16 protein-coding genes are annotated in these 15,884 nt (G+C 59.9%); 7 read left to right on the forward strand and 9 right to left on the reverse strand.

All coding sequences use genetic code 11. The features are described from left to right. Nucleotides 1–37 precede the first annotated feature (37 nt). The 3 genes from ED655_RS10750 to ED655_RS10760 all read left to right on the forward strand — a co-directional run bounded on the left by ED655_RS10750 (nucleotide 38) and on the right by ED655_RS10760 (nucleotide 3,346). Entirely contained in the window at nucleotides 38–952 is a 915-nt protein-coding gene (locus tag ED655_RS10750; RefSeq protein WP_122050150.1) for a LysR family transcriptional regulator, read from the forward strand. Nucleotides 953–1,003: 51 nt separating this feature from the next. After that, nucleotides 1,004–2,068, forward strand: a complete 1,065-nt coding sequence (locus ED655_RS10755; RefSeq protein WP_122050151.1) for a bifunctional transcriptional activator/DNA repair enzyme AdaA — start codon at nucleotides 1,004–1,006, stop codon at nucleotides 2,066–2,068. Between the two features lie 375 nt (nucleotides 2,069–2,443). Next, nucleotides 2,444–3,346 carry a prohibitin family protein gene (locus ED655_RS10760; RefSeq protein ID WP_122050152.1) on the forward strand — a complete coding sequence of 301 codons (903 nt, stop codon included), beginning with the start codon at nucleotides 2,444–2,446 and terminating at the stop codon, nucleotides 3,344–3,346. Nucleotides 3,347–3,692: 346 nt separating this feature from the next. Here the strand turns inward: ED655_RS10760 and groL are convergent, their stop codons facing one another. From groL to ED655_RS10775, 3 genes are all read right to left on the reverse strand, one after another. Further along, nucleotides 3,693–5,336, reverse strand: a complete 1,644-nt coding sequence (gene groL, locus ED655_RS10765; protein ID WP_023978433.1) for a chaperonin GroEL — start codon at nucleotides 5,334–5,336, stop codon at nucleotides 3,693–3,695. 50 nt (nucleotides 5,337–5,386) lie between these two features. Then, nucleotides 5,387–5,677, reverse strand: coding sequence for a co-chaperone GroES (groES, locus tag ED655_RS10770; RefSeq protein WP_023978434.1), 291 nt, complete (start codon nucleotides 5,675–5,677; stop codon nucleotides 5,387–5,389). 227 nt (nucleotides 5,678–5,904) lie between these two features. Then, nucleotides 5,905–6,108 carry a DUF4169 family protein gene (locus ED655_RS10775; protein ID WP_122050153.1) on the reverse strand — a complete coding sequence of 68 codons (204 nt, stop codon included), beginning with the start codon at nucleotides 6,106–6,108 and terminating at the stop codon, nucleotides 5,905–5,907. A gap of 50 nt (nucleotides 6,109–6,158) precedes the next feature. Between ED655_RS10775 and ED655_RS10780 the strand changes: the two genes are divergently transcribed. After that, nucleotides 6,159–6,833, forward strand: a complete 675-nt coding sequence (locus ED655_RS10780; RefSeq protein WP_122050154.1) for a dienelactone hydrolase family protein — start codon at nucleotides 6,159–6,161, stop codon at nucleotides 6,831–6,833. Nucleotides 6,834–6,862: 29 nt separating this feature from the next. Next, the gene (locus ED655_RS10785) at nucleotides 6,863–7,183 is read left to right on the forward strand and encodes a DUF2934 domain-containing protein (protein WP_122050155.1); all 321 of its coding nucleotides are present in this window, start codon (nucleotides 6,863–6,865) and stop codon (nucleotides 7,181–7,183) included. Nucleotides 7,184–7,315: 132 nt separating this feature from the next. On the opposite strand, the gene ED655_RS10790 is transcribed toward ED655_RS10785, so the two are convergent. After that, nucleotides 7,316–8,203, reverse strand: coding sequence for an S-methyl-5'-thioadenosine phosphorylase (locus ED655_RS10790; protein WP_122050156.1), 888 nt, complete (start codon nucleotides 8,201–8,203; stop codon nucleotides 7,316–7,318). A 178-nt stretch (nucleotides 8,204–8,381) separates the two neighbouring features. On the opposite strand from ED655_RS10790, the gene hemF reads away from it, so the two are divergent. Next, nucleotides 8,382–9,323: an oxygen-dependent coproporphyrinogen oxidase gene (gene hemF, locus ED655_RS10795; RefSeq protein ID WP_122050157.1), complete on the forward strand. Its 942-nt coding sequence runs from the start codon at nucleotides 8,382–8,384 to the stop codon at nucleotides 9,321–9,323. Nucleotides 9,324–9,441: 118 nt separating this feature from the next. Beyond that, nucleotides 9,442–10,557 (forward strand): hypothetical protein, encoded by a 1,116-nt coding sequence (locus ED655_RS10800; RefSeq protein WP_122050158.1) that lies wholly within the window; start codon nucleotides 9,442–9,444, stop codon nucleotides 10,555–10,557. Between the two features lie 65 nt (nucleotides 10,558–10,622). Here the strand turns inward: ED655_RS10800 and ED655_RS10805 are convergent, their stop codons facing one another. The 5 genes from ED655_RS10805 to ED655_RS10825 form a co-directional block, all read right to left on the reverse strand. Then, entirely contained in the window at nucleotides 10,623–11,249 is a 627-nt protein-coding gene (locus tag ED655_RS10805; RefSeq protein ID WP_240993626.1) for a Smr/MutS family protein, read from the reverse strand. Nucleotides 11,250–11,305: 56 nt separating this feature from the next. Next, the gene (locus ED655_RS10810; protein ID WP_122050322.1) at nucleotides 11,306–12,763 is read right to left on the reverse strand and encodes a cytochrome-c peroxidase; all 1,458 of its coding nucleotides are present in this window, start codon (nucleotides 12,761–12,763) and stop codon (nucleotides 11,306–11,308) included. A gap of 272 nt (nucleotides 12,764–13,035) precedes the next feature. Beyond that, the gene (locus tag ED655_RS10815; RefSeq protein WP_122050159.1) at nucleotides 13,036–13,872 is read right to left on the reverse strand and encodes a DNA-methyltransferase; all 837 of its coding nucleotides are present in this window, start codon (nucleotides 13,870–13,872) and stop codon (nucleotides 13,036–13,038) included. Then, on the reverse strand, nucleotides 13,872–15,029 hold the full coding sequence (gene mltA, locus ED655_RS10820) for a murein transglycosylase A (protein ID WP_122050160.1): 1,158 nt from the start codon (nucleotides 15,027–15,029) through the stop codon (nucleotides 13,872–13,874). The genes ED655_RS10815 and mltA overlap by 1 nt, the downstream gene beginning before the upstream one ends. 143 nt (nucleotides 15,030–15,172) lie before the next feature. Next, complete coding sequence (locus ED655_RS10825) at nucleotides 15,173–15,856, reverse strand: Tim44/TimA family putative adaptor protein (RefSeq protein WP_062164848.1); 684 nt, start codon at nucleotides 15,854–15,856, stop codon at nucleotides 15,173–15,175. Nucleotides 15,857–15,884 lie beyond the last annotated feature (28 nt).

Here is a 15,884-nt window from a genome sequence, read left to right on the forward strand (position 1 = left end):
GACCTGTCATCATTATTCCGCAAAACGGAATGATCAAATGGACAGACTGGCGAGTATCGAGCTCTTCCTGCGTATCATCGAGCGCGGCAGCTTCAGCGCGGCTGCATCATCCTGTGGGATCTCGCGTCCAGCTGCGACAGCGGCCATTCAGGCGCTGGAACTGCGTCTTGGTGCAAGGCTGTTGCATCGCTCCACCCGTCACGTCCAGCCCACCGAGGAAGGCAAGCTCTACTACGCCCATTGTCGCTCGATCGTTGCGTCACTGGAGGAGGCCGACCGGTCCATCGGCTCAGCGCTGACCGGCGTGATCCGTCTCGATACGGTCGGGCATCTTGCACGCACCATTATCCTGCCCGCCCTGCCCGATTTCCTGTCCCGTCATCCGGGGCATACCGTGCATCTGGGCGAGGGCGAAAGACTCGTCGATCTCTTGCGTGAAGGGGTGGATTGCGTGGTACGCGGCGGCCCCTTGCCCGATAGCGACATGATTGCCCGCCCGCTGTGCCTGCTTCCGGAAATCACGGTGGCCAGCCCGGATTATCTCGCCCGTCATGGCACGCCCCGTGACCCGGACGATCTGGACGGGCATTGCATGATCGGCTTTGCCTCGTCCCGCACGAAGCAGGTCCTACCGCTGGAATTCAGCCTTGGCGACCAGCTTGTCGAACGTATCCTGCCGGCTCGGCTTCTCGTTTCCGGTGCGGAATCCTCGGCGACAGCAGCGTGCCTCGGGCTTGGTCTGGCCCAGGCGCCGCGTTATCGCTTCGAGGCTGAACTGGCGCGCGGCGCGCTGGTCGAGGTACTTTCTGCATTTCCTCCGGCCCCGACGCCCCTGACGCTTCTCTACCCCAGCAGCAGGCAGCTCCCACCGCGCGTACGCGTTTTCATGGACTGGCTGATCGACATCTTTTCTGCGTTCGACAGAAACGATCGCAAACAGGCAGAAAAATGAAACGCCCGTTTTCCGGTCTCACGTTCTGAGCGGAGGGGTTAGGGTCATCTCATGCTGTTTGATCTTCCCTCCCATGACACGCTCTATCAGGCGCTTCTTGCGCGCGATGCCCGATATGACGGACGGGTTTTCGTATGTGTTGGAACGACGGGAATATTCTGCCGTCTGACATGCCCGGCACGCAAACCCCTCGCCCCCAACTGCACCTTTCGCGACAGCGTGCGCAGCTGCATCGAGGCCGGGTTCCGCCCCTGCAAGCGATGTCATCCGCTCCAGGGCGGCGCCGCTCATGACCCCCTCATTGCCGGGCTGCTCGACAGGCTCGATGCCAATCCGGGCCGACGCTGGAACGAGCAGGATCTCGTGGCTCTCGGGCTAGACCCTTCAACTGTCAGGCGCAGCTTCAAGCGGCATTTTGACATGACCTTTCTGGATATGGCCCGGCAGCGTCGCCTGCGCGACGGCTTCCTGACCCTCTTACAGGGAGAGTCAGTCATCGCCGCCCAGCTCGATTCAGGATTTGAATCCGCCAGTGCCTTTCGCGACGCCTTTTCCAGACTGATCGGTTGTGCGCCCGGCACGCTGCAACAGGGCGGTCTGTTGCAGGCCAGCTGGATTGCAACGCCGCTGGGCGACATGCTGGCGGTATGCTCGACGCGTCACCTGCACCTTCTCGAATTCATTGATCGCAAGGCACTCCCTCGTGAGCTCAAAGCCCTGCAATCCGCGCTCAAATCACCGCTCGGTCTCGGCAGGACCCAGGTGACAGAGCAGGCCCACGTGGAACTCGACGCCTATTTCGCCGGTGTATCAGCCCGCTTCGAGACACCCCTCGCCCCCCAGGGATCGGAGTTCACACGCCGCGTTCATCGCGCCCTTCAGGACATCCCACCTGGCGAAACACGCAGCTATAGCGCCCTAGCCCGCACCATCGGTCACCCAGGTGCAGTCCGGGCCGTGGCACGCGCAAATGGCGCCAATTGCATCGCGCTCATGATCCCCTGCCATCGGGTGATCGGCGCAGATGGCACCCTGACAGGCTATGGCGGCGGATTATGGCGCAAGCAACGCCTGATCGAAATCGAGCGTTCATTCGGCGCCCGGATCACAGCATAAGTTCCGACATCTCATTGCCCTGCCGGTGACGCCTGCTGCCCCAGCCAGAATACCGGCATCATGGTAGTGCGGCGAACACAGGAAGCCTATGACGGGCGTGTTATCTCCGCGCTCGACTGACCCACTCAGCAGCAGGGCTGACAAAATGAGGCTGGCGCGGCTTTCAAGAAAAGACCTGCACACAAAGCACACCGGGGTCACATCCACGTAGCTGACTGGCAGAGGTGATACATCGACCCGTGACAGGCAGAGGAGGTGTCTTGCTGCCCTGCCCTTTCGTTACGATAGTGTTACTTGATGCTACTTGGCGCGACTGCAAGAGTAACATTGCTCCTGCAATGACGGGACAAATACTGGACAGGGAACCCGAGCAACATGTCATTTCCGCAGCCGCCATCCAGACTGCCCGTTCAGGTGCCCTCAGGGATAATCAAGCTTGGCGTAGTCGCGCTGGGTGCTGTCGCGATCATTGCTGTGCTCAATCCGTTCTACCAGATTGCCTCAGGCTATTGCGGGATTCTCACCAATTTCGGTTCGGTCCAGCCCAATGCACTCGAACCGGGGCTGCATATCGCCATACCTGTCTATCAGAAGATCATTTCAGTCTCGACCCAGCCGCAAACTATCACCTCGCATGAGCAGGCTGCCACGCACGACCTTCAGGACGTACGCACGTCTGTCTCGGTCACGTTCCACATCGCACAGGCTGATGCCCCGGGTTTTTATCGTGATTTCCGCACGCTGGACATGCTCGCGCGCCGTATCATCGAACCCACGGTCTCGAATGACGTGAAGGCCATTACGGCCAATTATAACGCCGAGGAACTCATCACGAAGCGGGATCTGGTCGACGGGCAGATCAAGGATCTGATCATCCGGTCGCTTCAGCCTTACCACCTGACCATTCATTCAGTGAACACAGCGAATTTCGCGTTCTCGACAGCCTATGCACAGGCGATCGAGGCCAAGCAGGTCGCCCAGCAACAGGCGCTTCAGGCCCAGTACACGTTGCAACAGACGCAGATTTCGGCGCAGGCGCAAGTCGTACAGGCCAAGGCACAGGCCGACGCAGCCATTGCCACCGCTCAGGGGCAGGCGCAGGCACTACTGGTGACCTCGCAGGCGCAGGCAAAAGCCAATAGCCTGGTCTCTCAATCCCTGACGCCGGCGCTGTTGCAGCAGAAGGCGCTTGATCGCTGGTCAGGCACCATGCCGACCTATCTGAGCGCAGGCGCTCCCCTGCCCTTCATCGGCACCATGGATGCCGTTCAGAAATAAGGCGACAGCCCCTCGTTGATGGCGGGTCTTTCTTTCGGAAAAGGCCCCTCATCACTCCGGCGCACATCCAGCCTGCCCTCCCAGCTGGAATACAGATCGGATAGGCCATCGACCGGAGATCACTCCCTGCCTGATCTGGCGCATTTTCTGCTTATGCGGCCATCGAGGGGACCAACGCTATAAATCGGACGGGTCATGTCCAAAGCTGCGATCCCGACCCGTTCACCTGTCCCCCTAAGGTGACGAAGCCTACGGGCAGTGATCTCACCAGTACGCCGCCCATAAAAAAGCCGCCCTGTCTTGCGACAGGGCGGCTCTTTCGTAACCTCGATGGAAAGGCGCTGGATCAGAAATCCATATCGCCCATGCCACCCATGCCACCCGGGCCACCGGCCGGAGCGGCCTTCTTCTCGGGCTTTTCGGCAACCATGGCTTCCGTGGTGATCAGCAGGCCAGCAACCGAAGCTGCATCCTGCAGAGCCGTACGGACAACCTTGGTCGGATCGATGATGCCAGCGGCCACCAGATCCTTGTACTCGGCGTTCTGAGCGTCGAAGCCGTGCGTGTACTCGTTGATCTCGAGCACCTTGCCAGCGATGACAGCGCCATCTTCACCAGCATTGAACGCGATCTGACGCAGCGGAGCCTGCAGGGCCTTGCGGATGATGTCCGCACCAACGCGCTGGTCGTCGTTCTGGAAGGACAGGTCCTTCAGGGCAACGGAAGCGCGGGCAAGAGCCGTACCACCACCCGGAACGATGCCTTCTTCAACGGCAGCGCGGGTTGCGTGCAGCGCGTCATCAACGCGATCCTTGCGCTCCTTCACTTCGACTTCGGTGCTACCACCGACGCGGATGACGGCAACGCCACCAGCCAGCTTGGCCAGACGTTCCTGCAGCTTCTCACGGTCGTAGTCCGAGGTGGTTTCCTCGATCTGCGCGCGGATCTGTGCACAACGGCCCTTGATGTCGTCCGTGTTACCGGCGCCTTCAACGATCGTGGTGTTTTCCTTCTCGATATGCACCTTCTTGGCGCGACCGAGCATGTCGAGCGTGACGGTTTCGAGCTTGATGCCGATGTCTTCGCTGATGACCTGGCCGCCCGTCAGGATGGCGATGTCTTCCAGCATGGCCTTGCGACGGTCACCGAAGCCAGGCGCCTTGACAGCAGCAATCTTGAGGCCACCGCGCAGCTTGTTGACGACCAGCGTGGCCAGAGCCTCGCCATCGACGTCTTCTGCGATGATCATGAGCGGACGGCCGGACTGCACAACGCTCTCAAGCAGCGGCAGCATGGGCTGAAGCGAAGACAGCTTCTTTTCATGGATCAGGATGTAGGGGTTATCCAGATCCGCCATCATCTTTTCGGCGTTCGTCACGAAGTACGGCGAGATATAGCCGCGGTCGAACTGCATGCCCTCGACGACGTCGAGTTCGGTGTGGAGGCCCTTTGCTTCCTCAACCGTGATCACGCCTTCCGAGCCAACCTTCTGCATGGCCTGCGAGATCATCTCGCCGATTTCATGCTCGCCATTGGCCGAGATCGTGCCGACCTGAGCCGTTTCGGCCGGGGTCGTGATCTTGCGGGTGTTCGCCTTCAGCTCTTCAACAACGGCCGCAACAGCCTTGTCGATGCCGCGCTTCAGATCCATCGGGTTCATGCCAGCGGCAACAGCCTTGGCACCCTCACGGATGATGGCCTGCGCCAGAACGGTCGCGGTGGTCGTACCGTCACCAGCGATGTCGTTGGTCTTCGAGGCCACTTCGCGCACCATCTGGGCGCCCATGTTCTCGAACTTGTCAGCCAGTTCGATTTCCTTGGCGACGGAAACGCCGTCCTTGGTGATGCGCGGTGCGCCGAAGCTCTTGTCCAGAACAACGTTGCGACCCTTCGGGCCCAGCGTGACCTTCACAGCGTCAGCCAGGATATCTACGCCACGCAGCATACGCTGGCGGGCATCAGCGCCGAATCTTACGTCTTTGGCAGCCATAATCTTTTCTCCAGTAGAGGTTCAGTGTGCGAAAATGGGGAGGCTGGAAATCAGCCGATCACACCCATGATGTCGCTTTCCTTCATGATCAGCAGCTCTTCGCCGTTGATCTTCACCTCGGTGCCGGACCACTTGCCGAACAGCACGCGATCGCCAGCCTTGACGTCAAGTGCTACCAGCTGACCCTGCTCATTGCGGGCACCCGGACCAACGGAGACGATTTCGCCTTCCATGGGCTTTTCCTTGGCGGTGTCCGGAATGATGATGCCACCGGCCGTCTTCTGCTCGCCCTCAAGGCGGCGAACGACGACACGGTCATGCAAAGGCCGAAAATTTGTCATAATGGATCGCTCCACTCTATCTCTAAGGCGGCGCCCTTGCTCAAAAGCAACGCCGCCGGTTTGCGCGCCCGCTAAGCCGCAGCGCGTTAGCACTCCCGTAGCGAGAGTGCCAAACAGGTAAGAGAGCCCCCGCCCAGCGTCAAGACCCCCGCCATATCTGCCATCCGAATTTCATCAAAAAATCAGTAAGCCGGCGCTTGCTCATTTCCCGGCCGGGGGACGTTCGATCATTTGCCCTCATCAGGCAAATGCGGCGCACCTTCGAGCCGGGCGCCATCGACCTCGCGCTTCAGACGGTTTTTTTCCTGCGTTGTTCTGGCGCGCTCGCCCTTGCTCTGCCCGAAAAGATGCCGGTTTTCATCGGCCTGGCGAGCATCCTTCTCACGCGCCAGACGTTTGCGTACCCGACGCAGGTTGACGATCTCTGCCATGTTATCGTTGCTCCTGATTAAGATGAACAAGCAAGAAGGAGGGCCGCTCCATGGGACGCCTGATATCCCTGACCGCCTCGGATACGCATCATTTTTCTGCCTATGAGGCAGGCGACGCCAAGGCACGTCGCGCTCTCGTGGTAGTTCAGGAAATCTTCGGCCTTACCGATCACATCCGTGCCGTGTGCGATGAACTCGCAGAACGTCATGGCTATCATGTGATCGCCCCCGCCCTGTTTGATCGTGCAGAGCGCGATGTGGTTCTCCCCTATGATTCCGATGGCATGACCGAGGGCCTCGCCTTGCGCGAGAAAATCAGTCCCGATGTATTGCAGGCCGATATCACCGCAGCTTGCCATGCCCTGAATCATCACGGTCACTCGAAGGTCGGCATACTGGGCTTCTGCTGGGGCGGTCTCGTAGCATGGGAGGCGGCGACCCGTACGCGCAATTTCGCGGCTGCCTGCGCCTGGTATGGCGGCGGTATCGCAGCACTCAGCCACGAAAAGCCCCACTGCCCGGTGCAACTGCATTTTGGCGGTGAGGACGACCATATTCCTCATACCGACATCAACACCATTCGCGAAAACAGGCCCGAGGTCGAGATCTTCGTTTATGACGACGCTGGTCACGGCTTTGGCTGCAATGATCGTCCGAGCTTCAACAAGCCGGCCCGGGATCTCGCCCATGAACGCAGCATGGCTTTCTTCGAGTCCCATCTCTGATATCCCACCCCCTACACAGGACACCGCACATGCCCGCAGACAGTACCAATCCGCTCGTCGACAGCCCCGAGCGCGATGCCCGCATTGCCGCCAAGGCAAAGGAACTCTGGGAAGCCGATGGCAAGCCCGGATGTGGGCCTGAAGCCTATCAGGAGAACGCCTCTGAGATTATCGGCATGGAGGAACACCCCCATGCAGGTGAAATCCCCGTGAAGGATCTGCCTGATCCGCAGTTTGCGGATGTTCAGGTCGAAAATGCTGAAATCCAGCAGAACCTCGGTGAATTCCCTGAGCGTCAGACCGATCAGGGCGACCGTGAGCATTTCCCGGAGAAACAGGATCAGGCCTGATCACTCTTGCACTCATGGGAGCGGGCGTATGCTTCCCAAGGTGGAACGCAAAAAGTACTTTGCTTCAACAGAAAAAGGCTGACCCTCTCGGGTCAGCCTTTTTCATTCCAGCCTATCAAGACAAGCCCGTTTTCAGCGCAGAACGCGGCCCGCAACGGCGTCGAGCTTTGCCAGCATGGCAGGGTCACGTGATACCGGAGCTGTGATGATCGCATGATCCAGCGCCCGCTCCGCACCTGAAGGGCACAGGCCGCGCTTCTTGCCGAGTTCAGGGATGATGGCCTTGACCAGCGCCTTCGCCTTGGCGGCGTTCTGGGTCATGACTGCCACAACCGCGTCGACCGTCACGGAGTCATGGTCGTCGTGCCAGCAATCGTAATCAGTCACCATGGCAATGCTAGCATAGCACATCTCGGCTTCACGGGCGAGTTTGGCCTCTGGCATGTTGGTCATACCAATGACCGAGCAACCCCACTGACGGTAGAGCTCGCTTTCTGCGCGGGTTGAGAATTGCGGCCCTTCCATCACGAGATAGGTTCCGCCACGCACCATCGGCACGCCAATCTTATCGGCCTGCCCGGCAATCACGTCGCCCATACGGGCCGAAACCGGATCGGCCATGCCGACATGGGCCACGCAGCCACGACCGAAAAAGGTCTTTTCACGCGCAAATGAGCGGTCGATGAACTGGTCAACCAGAACGAACTGTCCCGGAGGCAGATCCTCACGGAGCGAGCCAACAGCGGAAAGGGAGACAATATCGGTCACACCGACGCGCTTGAGCGCATCGATATTAGCGCGGAAATTGAGTTCTGACGGCGGAATGGGATGACCACGGCCATGGCGCGGCAGGAACACGCAGCGCACGCCATCCAGTCGGCCGAACAGCAATTCGTCGGAGGGCTCACCCCAGGGGGTTTCGACCCGACGCCATTCCTTTTCTTCCAGACCGTCAATGTCATACAGCCCGGACCCGCCAATAAGGCCGATCACGGGTTCGATGGTCACGTTTTCAGTCATGCCGAACTGCCTTTGCTCTATGTCGGTAAATCTCGCGTTCAGGAACACCAGAATGGCTGGCTTCGCAACCTGTCAGTGTTTTCATTCTGCCCCGCATGGCCCTGTTCTGACGATTCTGATATGGCTCTAGGCTCTCAGGCCGGCACAAGACCGGCTGGAACAGAATGTGGAGCTTGCCATGAGCGAGACCTTGGACCCCAAGACATTTGGCACCCTCATCCGGGACGACGTGCCTCATGACTCTTTCAAGGAAAAGGCGCGGCACTGGTTCGAGACCCTGCGCGATAAAATCTGCGCCTCCTACGAGGCTATCGAGGACGAGGCAGTCGCCAGCAACTCGCCCGTCCTGCGTGATAAAACCGAGGCCGGTCGTTTCGTTCGCACCGCGTGGAACCGTAGCGAGGACCCCGACAGTGCCCTGCAGGGCAGTGGTGTCATGTCCGTCATGCGCGGGCGCGTCTTCGAGAAAGTCGGCGTCAATGTCTCGACAGTCTGGGGCGAGTTCTCACCCGAGTTCCGCAAGAACATGCCGGGTGCTGATGTCGATCCCCGTTTTTTTGCGACAGGCATCTCGCTCGTGGCCCATCCATGCAATCCGCATGTGAGTGCAGCGCATTTCAACACCCGCATGATCATCACCAGCAATGGCTGGTTTGGCGGCGGCGGCGATATTACGCCCATGTTCCCTGACAGCGCTGAGGCGCAGGAAGATGCTGCTGCGTTTCACGAGACGTTTCGCAAGGCCTGTCAGCCCCACGACCCGACCTATTACGAGAAGTTCAAGGCCTGGTGCGACGAGTATTTCTTCCTGCATCATCGCGGTGAACCGCGCGGGCTTGGCGGCATCTTCTACGATCACTTCGACAGCGGTGACGCCGAGAAGGATTTCGCTTTCACGAAGGATGTCGGTCTGGCTTTTTACGAGGCGTATCCACGTGCCGTTCGTGCGCGCATGATGCACCCATGGACCGAGGCAGATCGCGAGGCCCAGCTGATACGACGTGGTCGCTATGTCGAGTTCAATCTGATACATGATCGCGGCACCGTGTTTGGCCTCAAGACTGGGGGCAACACGGAAGCGATCCTCATGAGCATGCCACCCGAGGTCAAATGGCCCTGACAGGGCTTGCTCCGGGGGTGCGCTCCCGGAGCGGGGCGACACGATTTAGCCGCAATCATCTGGCTTACCGGCGAAAGCTGGCCAGTCGGGCGGTGAAAGGGAAGAAGTGCGCTACAGGATGACGTCTCTCGCGACAGGTGGAAGTCCAACCCGCCGCACATTCCTCTCGGCCATTGTCGCATCCAATCTTGCTGCAATCCTCCCGGCACGGGCTTGGGAGGATGGTGAGCGTGGGATATCGACACCCTCGCTCATCGATTCACCACGGCTTATCGTTGGTGGCGGTCCCGACTCTTTGCCAGGACAGGTTGCTCCACTGGTAGCCAATGCTCTGGCTGCCGGCCTCAACACCCCACCGCCCATTGCGGTTCATTATGACATGGGCCGCGATGGCGTGACGGCCGCCAATCTGTTCGATAATGTCAGTCCCGAAGCCGATGGTGGCACCGCAATCCTCGCACCGGGAGCCGCCCTGATCGCCTCCCTTTCGGGCGATGCCCGTGTACATTTCGATTTCTCACGCTGGGCTGCCCTGATCATGGCACGCCGCCCGGTTGTAACACTGGCACGCGCCGAACTGCATCGCACCATACGCTCACGCCTGAGCGGGCTGTTTCATGACCGGCCTGTTAGGCTCGCCGTATCCCATCCCACCGGTGTGGAACTGTCCAGCCTTCTGGGGCTCTCTCTTCTCGGGCTTCATCCCCTGCCTGTCGCTGGCTATGCCAGCAAGGCTGAAGCGATGGAGGCCCTTAAATCCGGACAGGTCGATGCCGTACAGCTTACGCCCGGCCCCGGGGATGATCTGGGCGCCGATATTGCGACAGCGCCGGAGGGGATCAAGCCGATTTTCTGTTCTGGCCCGTCGATAGCCAACGTACCGGGCTTCGAAGCGACATATCTCATGGCCCGGGGTCACGCCCCGGCAGGTGCCCTGTTCGAAGCGTGGCGCGCTGTCTCCAGCGCAGCCGCTTCGGCACTCGTCCTGGCGTTACCCATGCTCACACCGCCTCTGTCCATTGCCCGCTGGCGGCACGCGTCGCAGGAAGCGATCTCGGACAGCGCCTTACGAAGCTGGAATGACACGCAGCATCTTACGGTGGTGGCCGGGGCTGACGCCGCGCCCCTGCTGAACCAGTGCATGCCGGAACTCACCTCGCTTCTGGCACTGCGGCGTTGGATCAATAACAACCAGCCGCGTTGGCGTCAGGGTCAGGAAACGCGTCCTACCTGACGACGCGTCAGATTATTTCGCGGGAAAAGATACAGCCGCGCATAACCGGCCCGGACTACGTCGCCTCAAAGACGATGACGCGCCCTGAGCAAAATACGCACAGCGCCCTTATTGCGTTTATGGGTATGGACGACCGCGAGGATGAGGGGCCGCAGATCGCCCCGCTCCAGCCAGTGGGGCAACTCCTGTCGGATCACACCACCTTCCTGCCCGCTGCCAAGCCCGGTAATCACCTCCACACAGCGTATACCCTGCTTGCTCGCCGCATGCAGAAAATGATGAAGCTTGTAAAAGGCGTCCTGAGCAAAATGCCCATGCAGGTCGAGGCGCTTCTGCGGCTTCATCTTGCCGGTCGCCAGAGCGTTCCATGACGTCGTATCCAGACCCGGCTGCCGGCCATTGATTTCGAGGCGATCGTGAATAATGGCGGGCTTTGCAGCAGGAATTGCCACACGCATAACCTCACGCACCACATAGCGCGGCGCTGGCGAAGCCTTGCTGGTCGCAGGATCTACAGCTCCGGCGGCATCACGCTGAGCACTGCGCCCCGACGCGATGGGACGCATGTTTTTACCTCCCGACGCGGCACCAGAGCGCCGGCCGGCACGCCCGGCAGCACGAAGGGGCATGATCGTGCGCGTGAAAGCCTGCCACAACGTCTCATCTTCAGAACTCAGATCACGTCGCGACACGGCTGTTCCTTCGTGACGCGCACGGACACGCGTTCAGATCTCAGGGCATTGCGCCCTTATGGCGCATCCTGCTGTGTTTCCGGCGCCTTCAAGGGTGGCTCCGCAACGACCTGTTGCAGTGGCACGCCCTGATACTTGCCAGTCAGGGTTTTGAGGAAAGCAACGATATCGTCAACATCCTGCTTCGACAACGCTGCGTAGGGCGTCTGGTAACGGGCCATCTGACGCACGGCATCCGCCAGAGTTGCGGCACTGCCATCATGAAAATAAGGGGCCGTCAGCGCAACGTTACGCAGGTTGGGCACCTTGAATTTCTGATGGTCATCGAGCGCATGGGTGAAACCCTCACGCCCTGAGTCCACATCGGTCAGCTCTGCCTTGCGATCCGTGAAATACGGCCCCTCCAGCCCCATAACCTCATAGGCATCGCCGCCCACGGCCACGCCGCTGTGGCAGCCCGAGCAACCAATCGCCTTGAAGCGCTCATAGCCGCGCTTTTCCTGCGCCGTAATCGCATTGTTATCCCCCTTGAGATAAAGGTCGAACGGGCTGTCAGGGGTGATCAGGGTTTTTTCATACTCGGCAATGGCATTGGTGACCGTGCCTTGATTGATCGCGTTGGGGCCATAGAGCGCCTCGAACGCTGTGTGATATTCCGGCACAGCGGCGATGATGGCGGCCACGGCGGGCCAATCATGCGACCCCATTTCCACCGGGTTGGTTACAGGTCCCGCGGCCTGAGCCGCAAGATCCACTGCACGTCCATTCCAGAACTGGGCCACGTTGAACACGGCATTATACACGCTGGGTACGTTGATCGGGCCTTTCTGGCCGTTGATTCCCGTTGCCGTGACGAGATTATCCACGCCTCCCTTATCGAGCCCGTGGCAGCTAGCGCAATTCAGCTTGCCATCACCCGAAAGACGACGATCAAAGAAAAGCTGCCGACCCAGTTCAGCCTTCGTCCAGTCCACCGGCAAGCTCTCGGGAATAGGCTGAATGACCTCTCCCGCAAATTGCGGCGCGACCCCGGGGGTTGCGTAATAGCGACGACGCTGATCCGCCACCCACGCCAGCACATCGCCACGGGCCTTTTCAGTCATATACGCATGGGGGTGCATGAGCAGATAGGCCGCCGGCGGCATGCGGTTCTGGCTGATCACCTCCTCGATACGAGACAATTGTTCGACCGAGGGCGGCTTGCCTGCCTGGAACGCCGCAAGGATAGGCTCGAAACGGAAATGCCTCTGCCCCGCTACCAGATCGCGCTCCATGATCCGATTGGCAAAAGGCAGCCTGAAATAGAACGGGAGGTCTGCGTTGCGCGTATGGCAGTAATCGCAGCGTGTTTCCTGAAATGCCTGAAACGCGGCCAATGCCTTGGGGTCGTGCCATGTCGCGCTGCTCGTTGGCAGACGCGGCGCACCCTGATGATCGAAATGGGTCAGATAAGCGATTGTGGCGCCGTAGGCCGCAATCCCCGCGACCGCCAGTCCGGCAATGGTTCTTCTTATGAGTTTTTTCTTCCCGGCGGCATCCGACAACCGACAATCTCCCAATTCTTGCAGATTGGGGCACCATGTCCAAACAGGTTGCGCCTGTCAAAGTATTGTTACCGATGACCTTGATAGGTATCACCGATAATATTAATCTATTTTAACGATATGTCATTTTTGCGCACGCGCTACATGCCTGATACAGCAGCTTCGGCTTCAGAGACTACAGCAGTCAATCACGGTCGTCCTGCCGCACATCAGGGGATGGGGGATGGTTGCAGGATCTCCCATCAGGTAGCTTCGTCATCCGTCTCACCAAGAGCCTCGCGCAGTCGACGCCGTGCAACAGAAACATAGCGGGTGTCGATATCAATCCCGATCCCGCTGGCCCCGAGCTCATGCGCGGCCACCAGACTTGTTCCTGTCCCCATGAAAGGATCCAGCAGAACCGTGCGCTCGTCATAGCCATGCAGGGTCATGCACGCCGTCGGCAGCGCCACAGGGAAGGTTGCAGGGTGGAGGAATTTCTCCTTGCGATGACGCACGGTCTCATACGGGATGAACCAGGTGTTCCCCCGACAGCGACGATCGACCGCATGACGCCGGCGGTTGATGTTCGACTTGTCAGTGAAAGGAACACCGGCAGCAAGTCGCTGAAGCGGCACATCCCCCTGATGCGTCAGGTGAAAGACATGCTCGTGATTATGGTTGATAAAGCGTGTGGAATTGACCGGCTTGAAATGACCATAGGTCTTTTCCTCAATCGAGACAGACTTGATCCAGACGATATGGTTCTGCAGCACGAAAATATCGCGTAGCTGCGTGATCAGCTCGAATGGGAGCCAGGGCTGCGCCGATGAGCCGGCAATATTCAGAAAGAACGAGCCGCCCGGTTTAAGCACGCGGGCAATCTGGGCGCAGATGATCTGCATCCAGCCGATATAATCCTGCTCGTCCAGACGATCATTATAGGTGCGGTAGGCAAGACCGATATTATAGGGTGGCGAGGTCACGACAATATCGACCGATGCCTCTGGCATACGGCGCATGACATTGAGCGCATCGCCACGTATCAGGGCGTGGGGGCCAATCGCCTCCCGACGCGCCCTGACCTTGTCATGCTTCATCAGGCGGGAGGATGCGGCAGCAGCACGACCATCCGGCCATGACTGCGCAGTTTTCCAGCCAGCGCCTCGGCCTCGGTGCCCCAGCCGGTAAACAAATCCGCTCGCCCGACACCCTTGATGTCGCTGCCGACATCCTGCGCGAAAACAAGATGCGTCCAGTGCCCCTCTGCCCCGTTTGCCTGCGGCAGATGCGTGTCGATCCAGAGCGGCACGCCCAGCGGTAGCACATTGCGATCAACCGCAACGGAACGACCGGGTGTAAGGGGTATCCCCATCGAGCCGGGGGCACCACGATCGAGCGGCACCGTATCGATACGCCGGAAGAACACGTAGTTGGGGTTTTGCTCCATGATACTCTGGGCGCGATCGGGATGCGCAGCAAGCCAGGCCCGCAGCGTCGCCAGCGACACATCCTGCGCCGCCATCTCACCCTGGCTCACCAGCACACGCCCGATTGGCACGTAAGGCTCGCCATTCTTGGCTGCAAAGCCGACGCGACGCACGGAGCCATCGGTCATGACCAGACGACCTGCCCCCTGGATCTGCAGAAAAAACAGGTCCTCGGGCGAGCGCAGCCAGGCAATTTCCAGACTACGCCCCTCAAGCGCACCGCGGTCGATTTCGGCGCGGCTGTAATAGGGAACGAACTTGTCGTTCTCCCATCGTCCTGTCACCCAGTCACCCGCCGTGTCCTTGGTACGAACGAGGTCGGCAGGCTGCCCGTAGAGCGGTGTCTGGAATTCACCGCCCTTCTGGGCTGAAGCATAGATCTGCGGCTCGTAATAACCGGTGATCAGACCATCGCTTGCGACCAGATAGGGTGCGAACCATGTCTCGAAATAGCGCCGCGCTTCGCCTGGCTCACTCCCGACCGATTGAAGCGCAGTGCAGGCGCCGCTCCAGTCCCCGGCAAGGCTGCCATTGGGGATCGTGCCCTGCGCACCGCCAAGGTGAGTTTCCGGTGGCAGCCTGGTGATGCGCTGGCACTCGGTGCGCAACTCCGGCAGGAGCGACTCAGGCGTTTCTGCTGACCAGCCATCGAGCATGGCATAGGTGACCGGGGTCAGATCGAGGCGGGTCTCCTCCCGCTCCGGCGTGGCGCAGGAGGCCAGGAGGGCAAGGCTGAGCCCGAATGAGAGGCGGGTAATTGTCTTCATGGCAAACCGATTTCGTTATACGCCCTGCGGGACCCCCAGCCCGATGAGACCATCAACCGGGCGATGCGGGTCTGCAGAGTGCACATTCATGGGCCAGCCGGAAGCATGATACGCGTTCCGACAACGGAGAGGCTCAGCAGATATCAGGCTGCGCGCGCGGCCGCCAGATGCCAGGATGCGACTGGCTGGTTTGGGCCTGTTTCACTCTCGAATTCCCACAGATCGGAAAACTCGGTAACAGATTCCGTCCCGATCAGCGGCTGCCCACCGACATCGTTGAGAATACTGATCTGGCGTGAAACGATCTGCACGTCGATACGCGCCTTATCGCCGCCTTCAAAGCGCGTCAGTACGGCATCGACAATGGCAAGCGAGTTGATCCCGACAATCTCGGTGCGCTGCTGCTGCTGCGCCTCCTCTCGGGCCGTGATGGCTGCATCAAACCCGGCAAAAGCTTCAGGCGTCAGATAAAGACGCAGTTTTTCGCGATCACCCGTCGCGAAGGCCGTCACGACATCGCGGAAAGCCTTCTGCGCATTTTGCAGGAAGATTTCCGGTTTGAACCCGGGCTGTGCTGCCGCAATCTCGGCCAGAACCTGTCCGACCCGCGTTGCGGGCTGGGGAATATCGAACTTTGCGCTGGGTTCTTCCACGGGCGCCGGTGCGGCCGCCGCAGGCTGCGGGCGGGCAGGCACAGGCGCGGCTGTCACGGATGATCCGCCAACATCGACGCGACGACCGAGCACAGCACGCAGCCGCCAGACCAGAAGGGCTGTCAGCAAGGCAAAAATGACGATGTCGTAGGGGATATGCGAAAGGACGGACATCAGGACTTCAGCTTCCCGCTATTTTTTT

Origin of the sequence: Asaia bogorensis (assembly GCF_900465345.1) — a bacterium.
Classification (GTDB): domain Bacteria; phylum Pseudomonadota; class Alphaproteobacteria; order Acetobacterales; family Acetobacteraceae; genus Asaia; species Asaia bogorensis_A.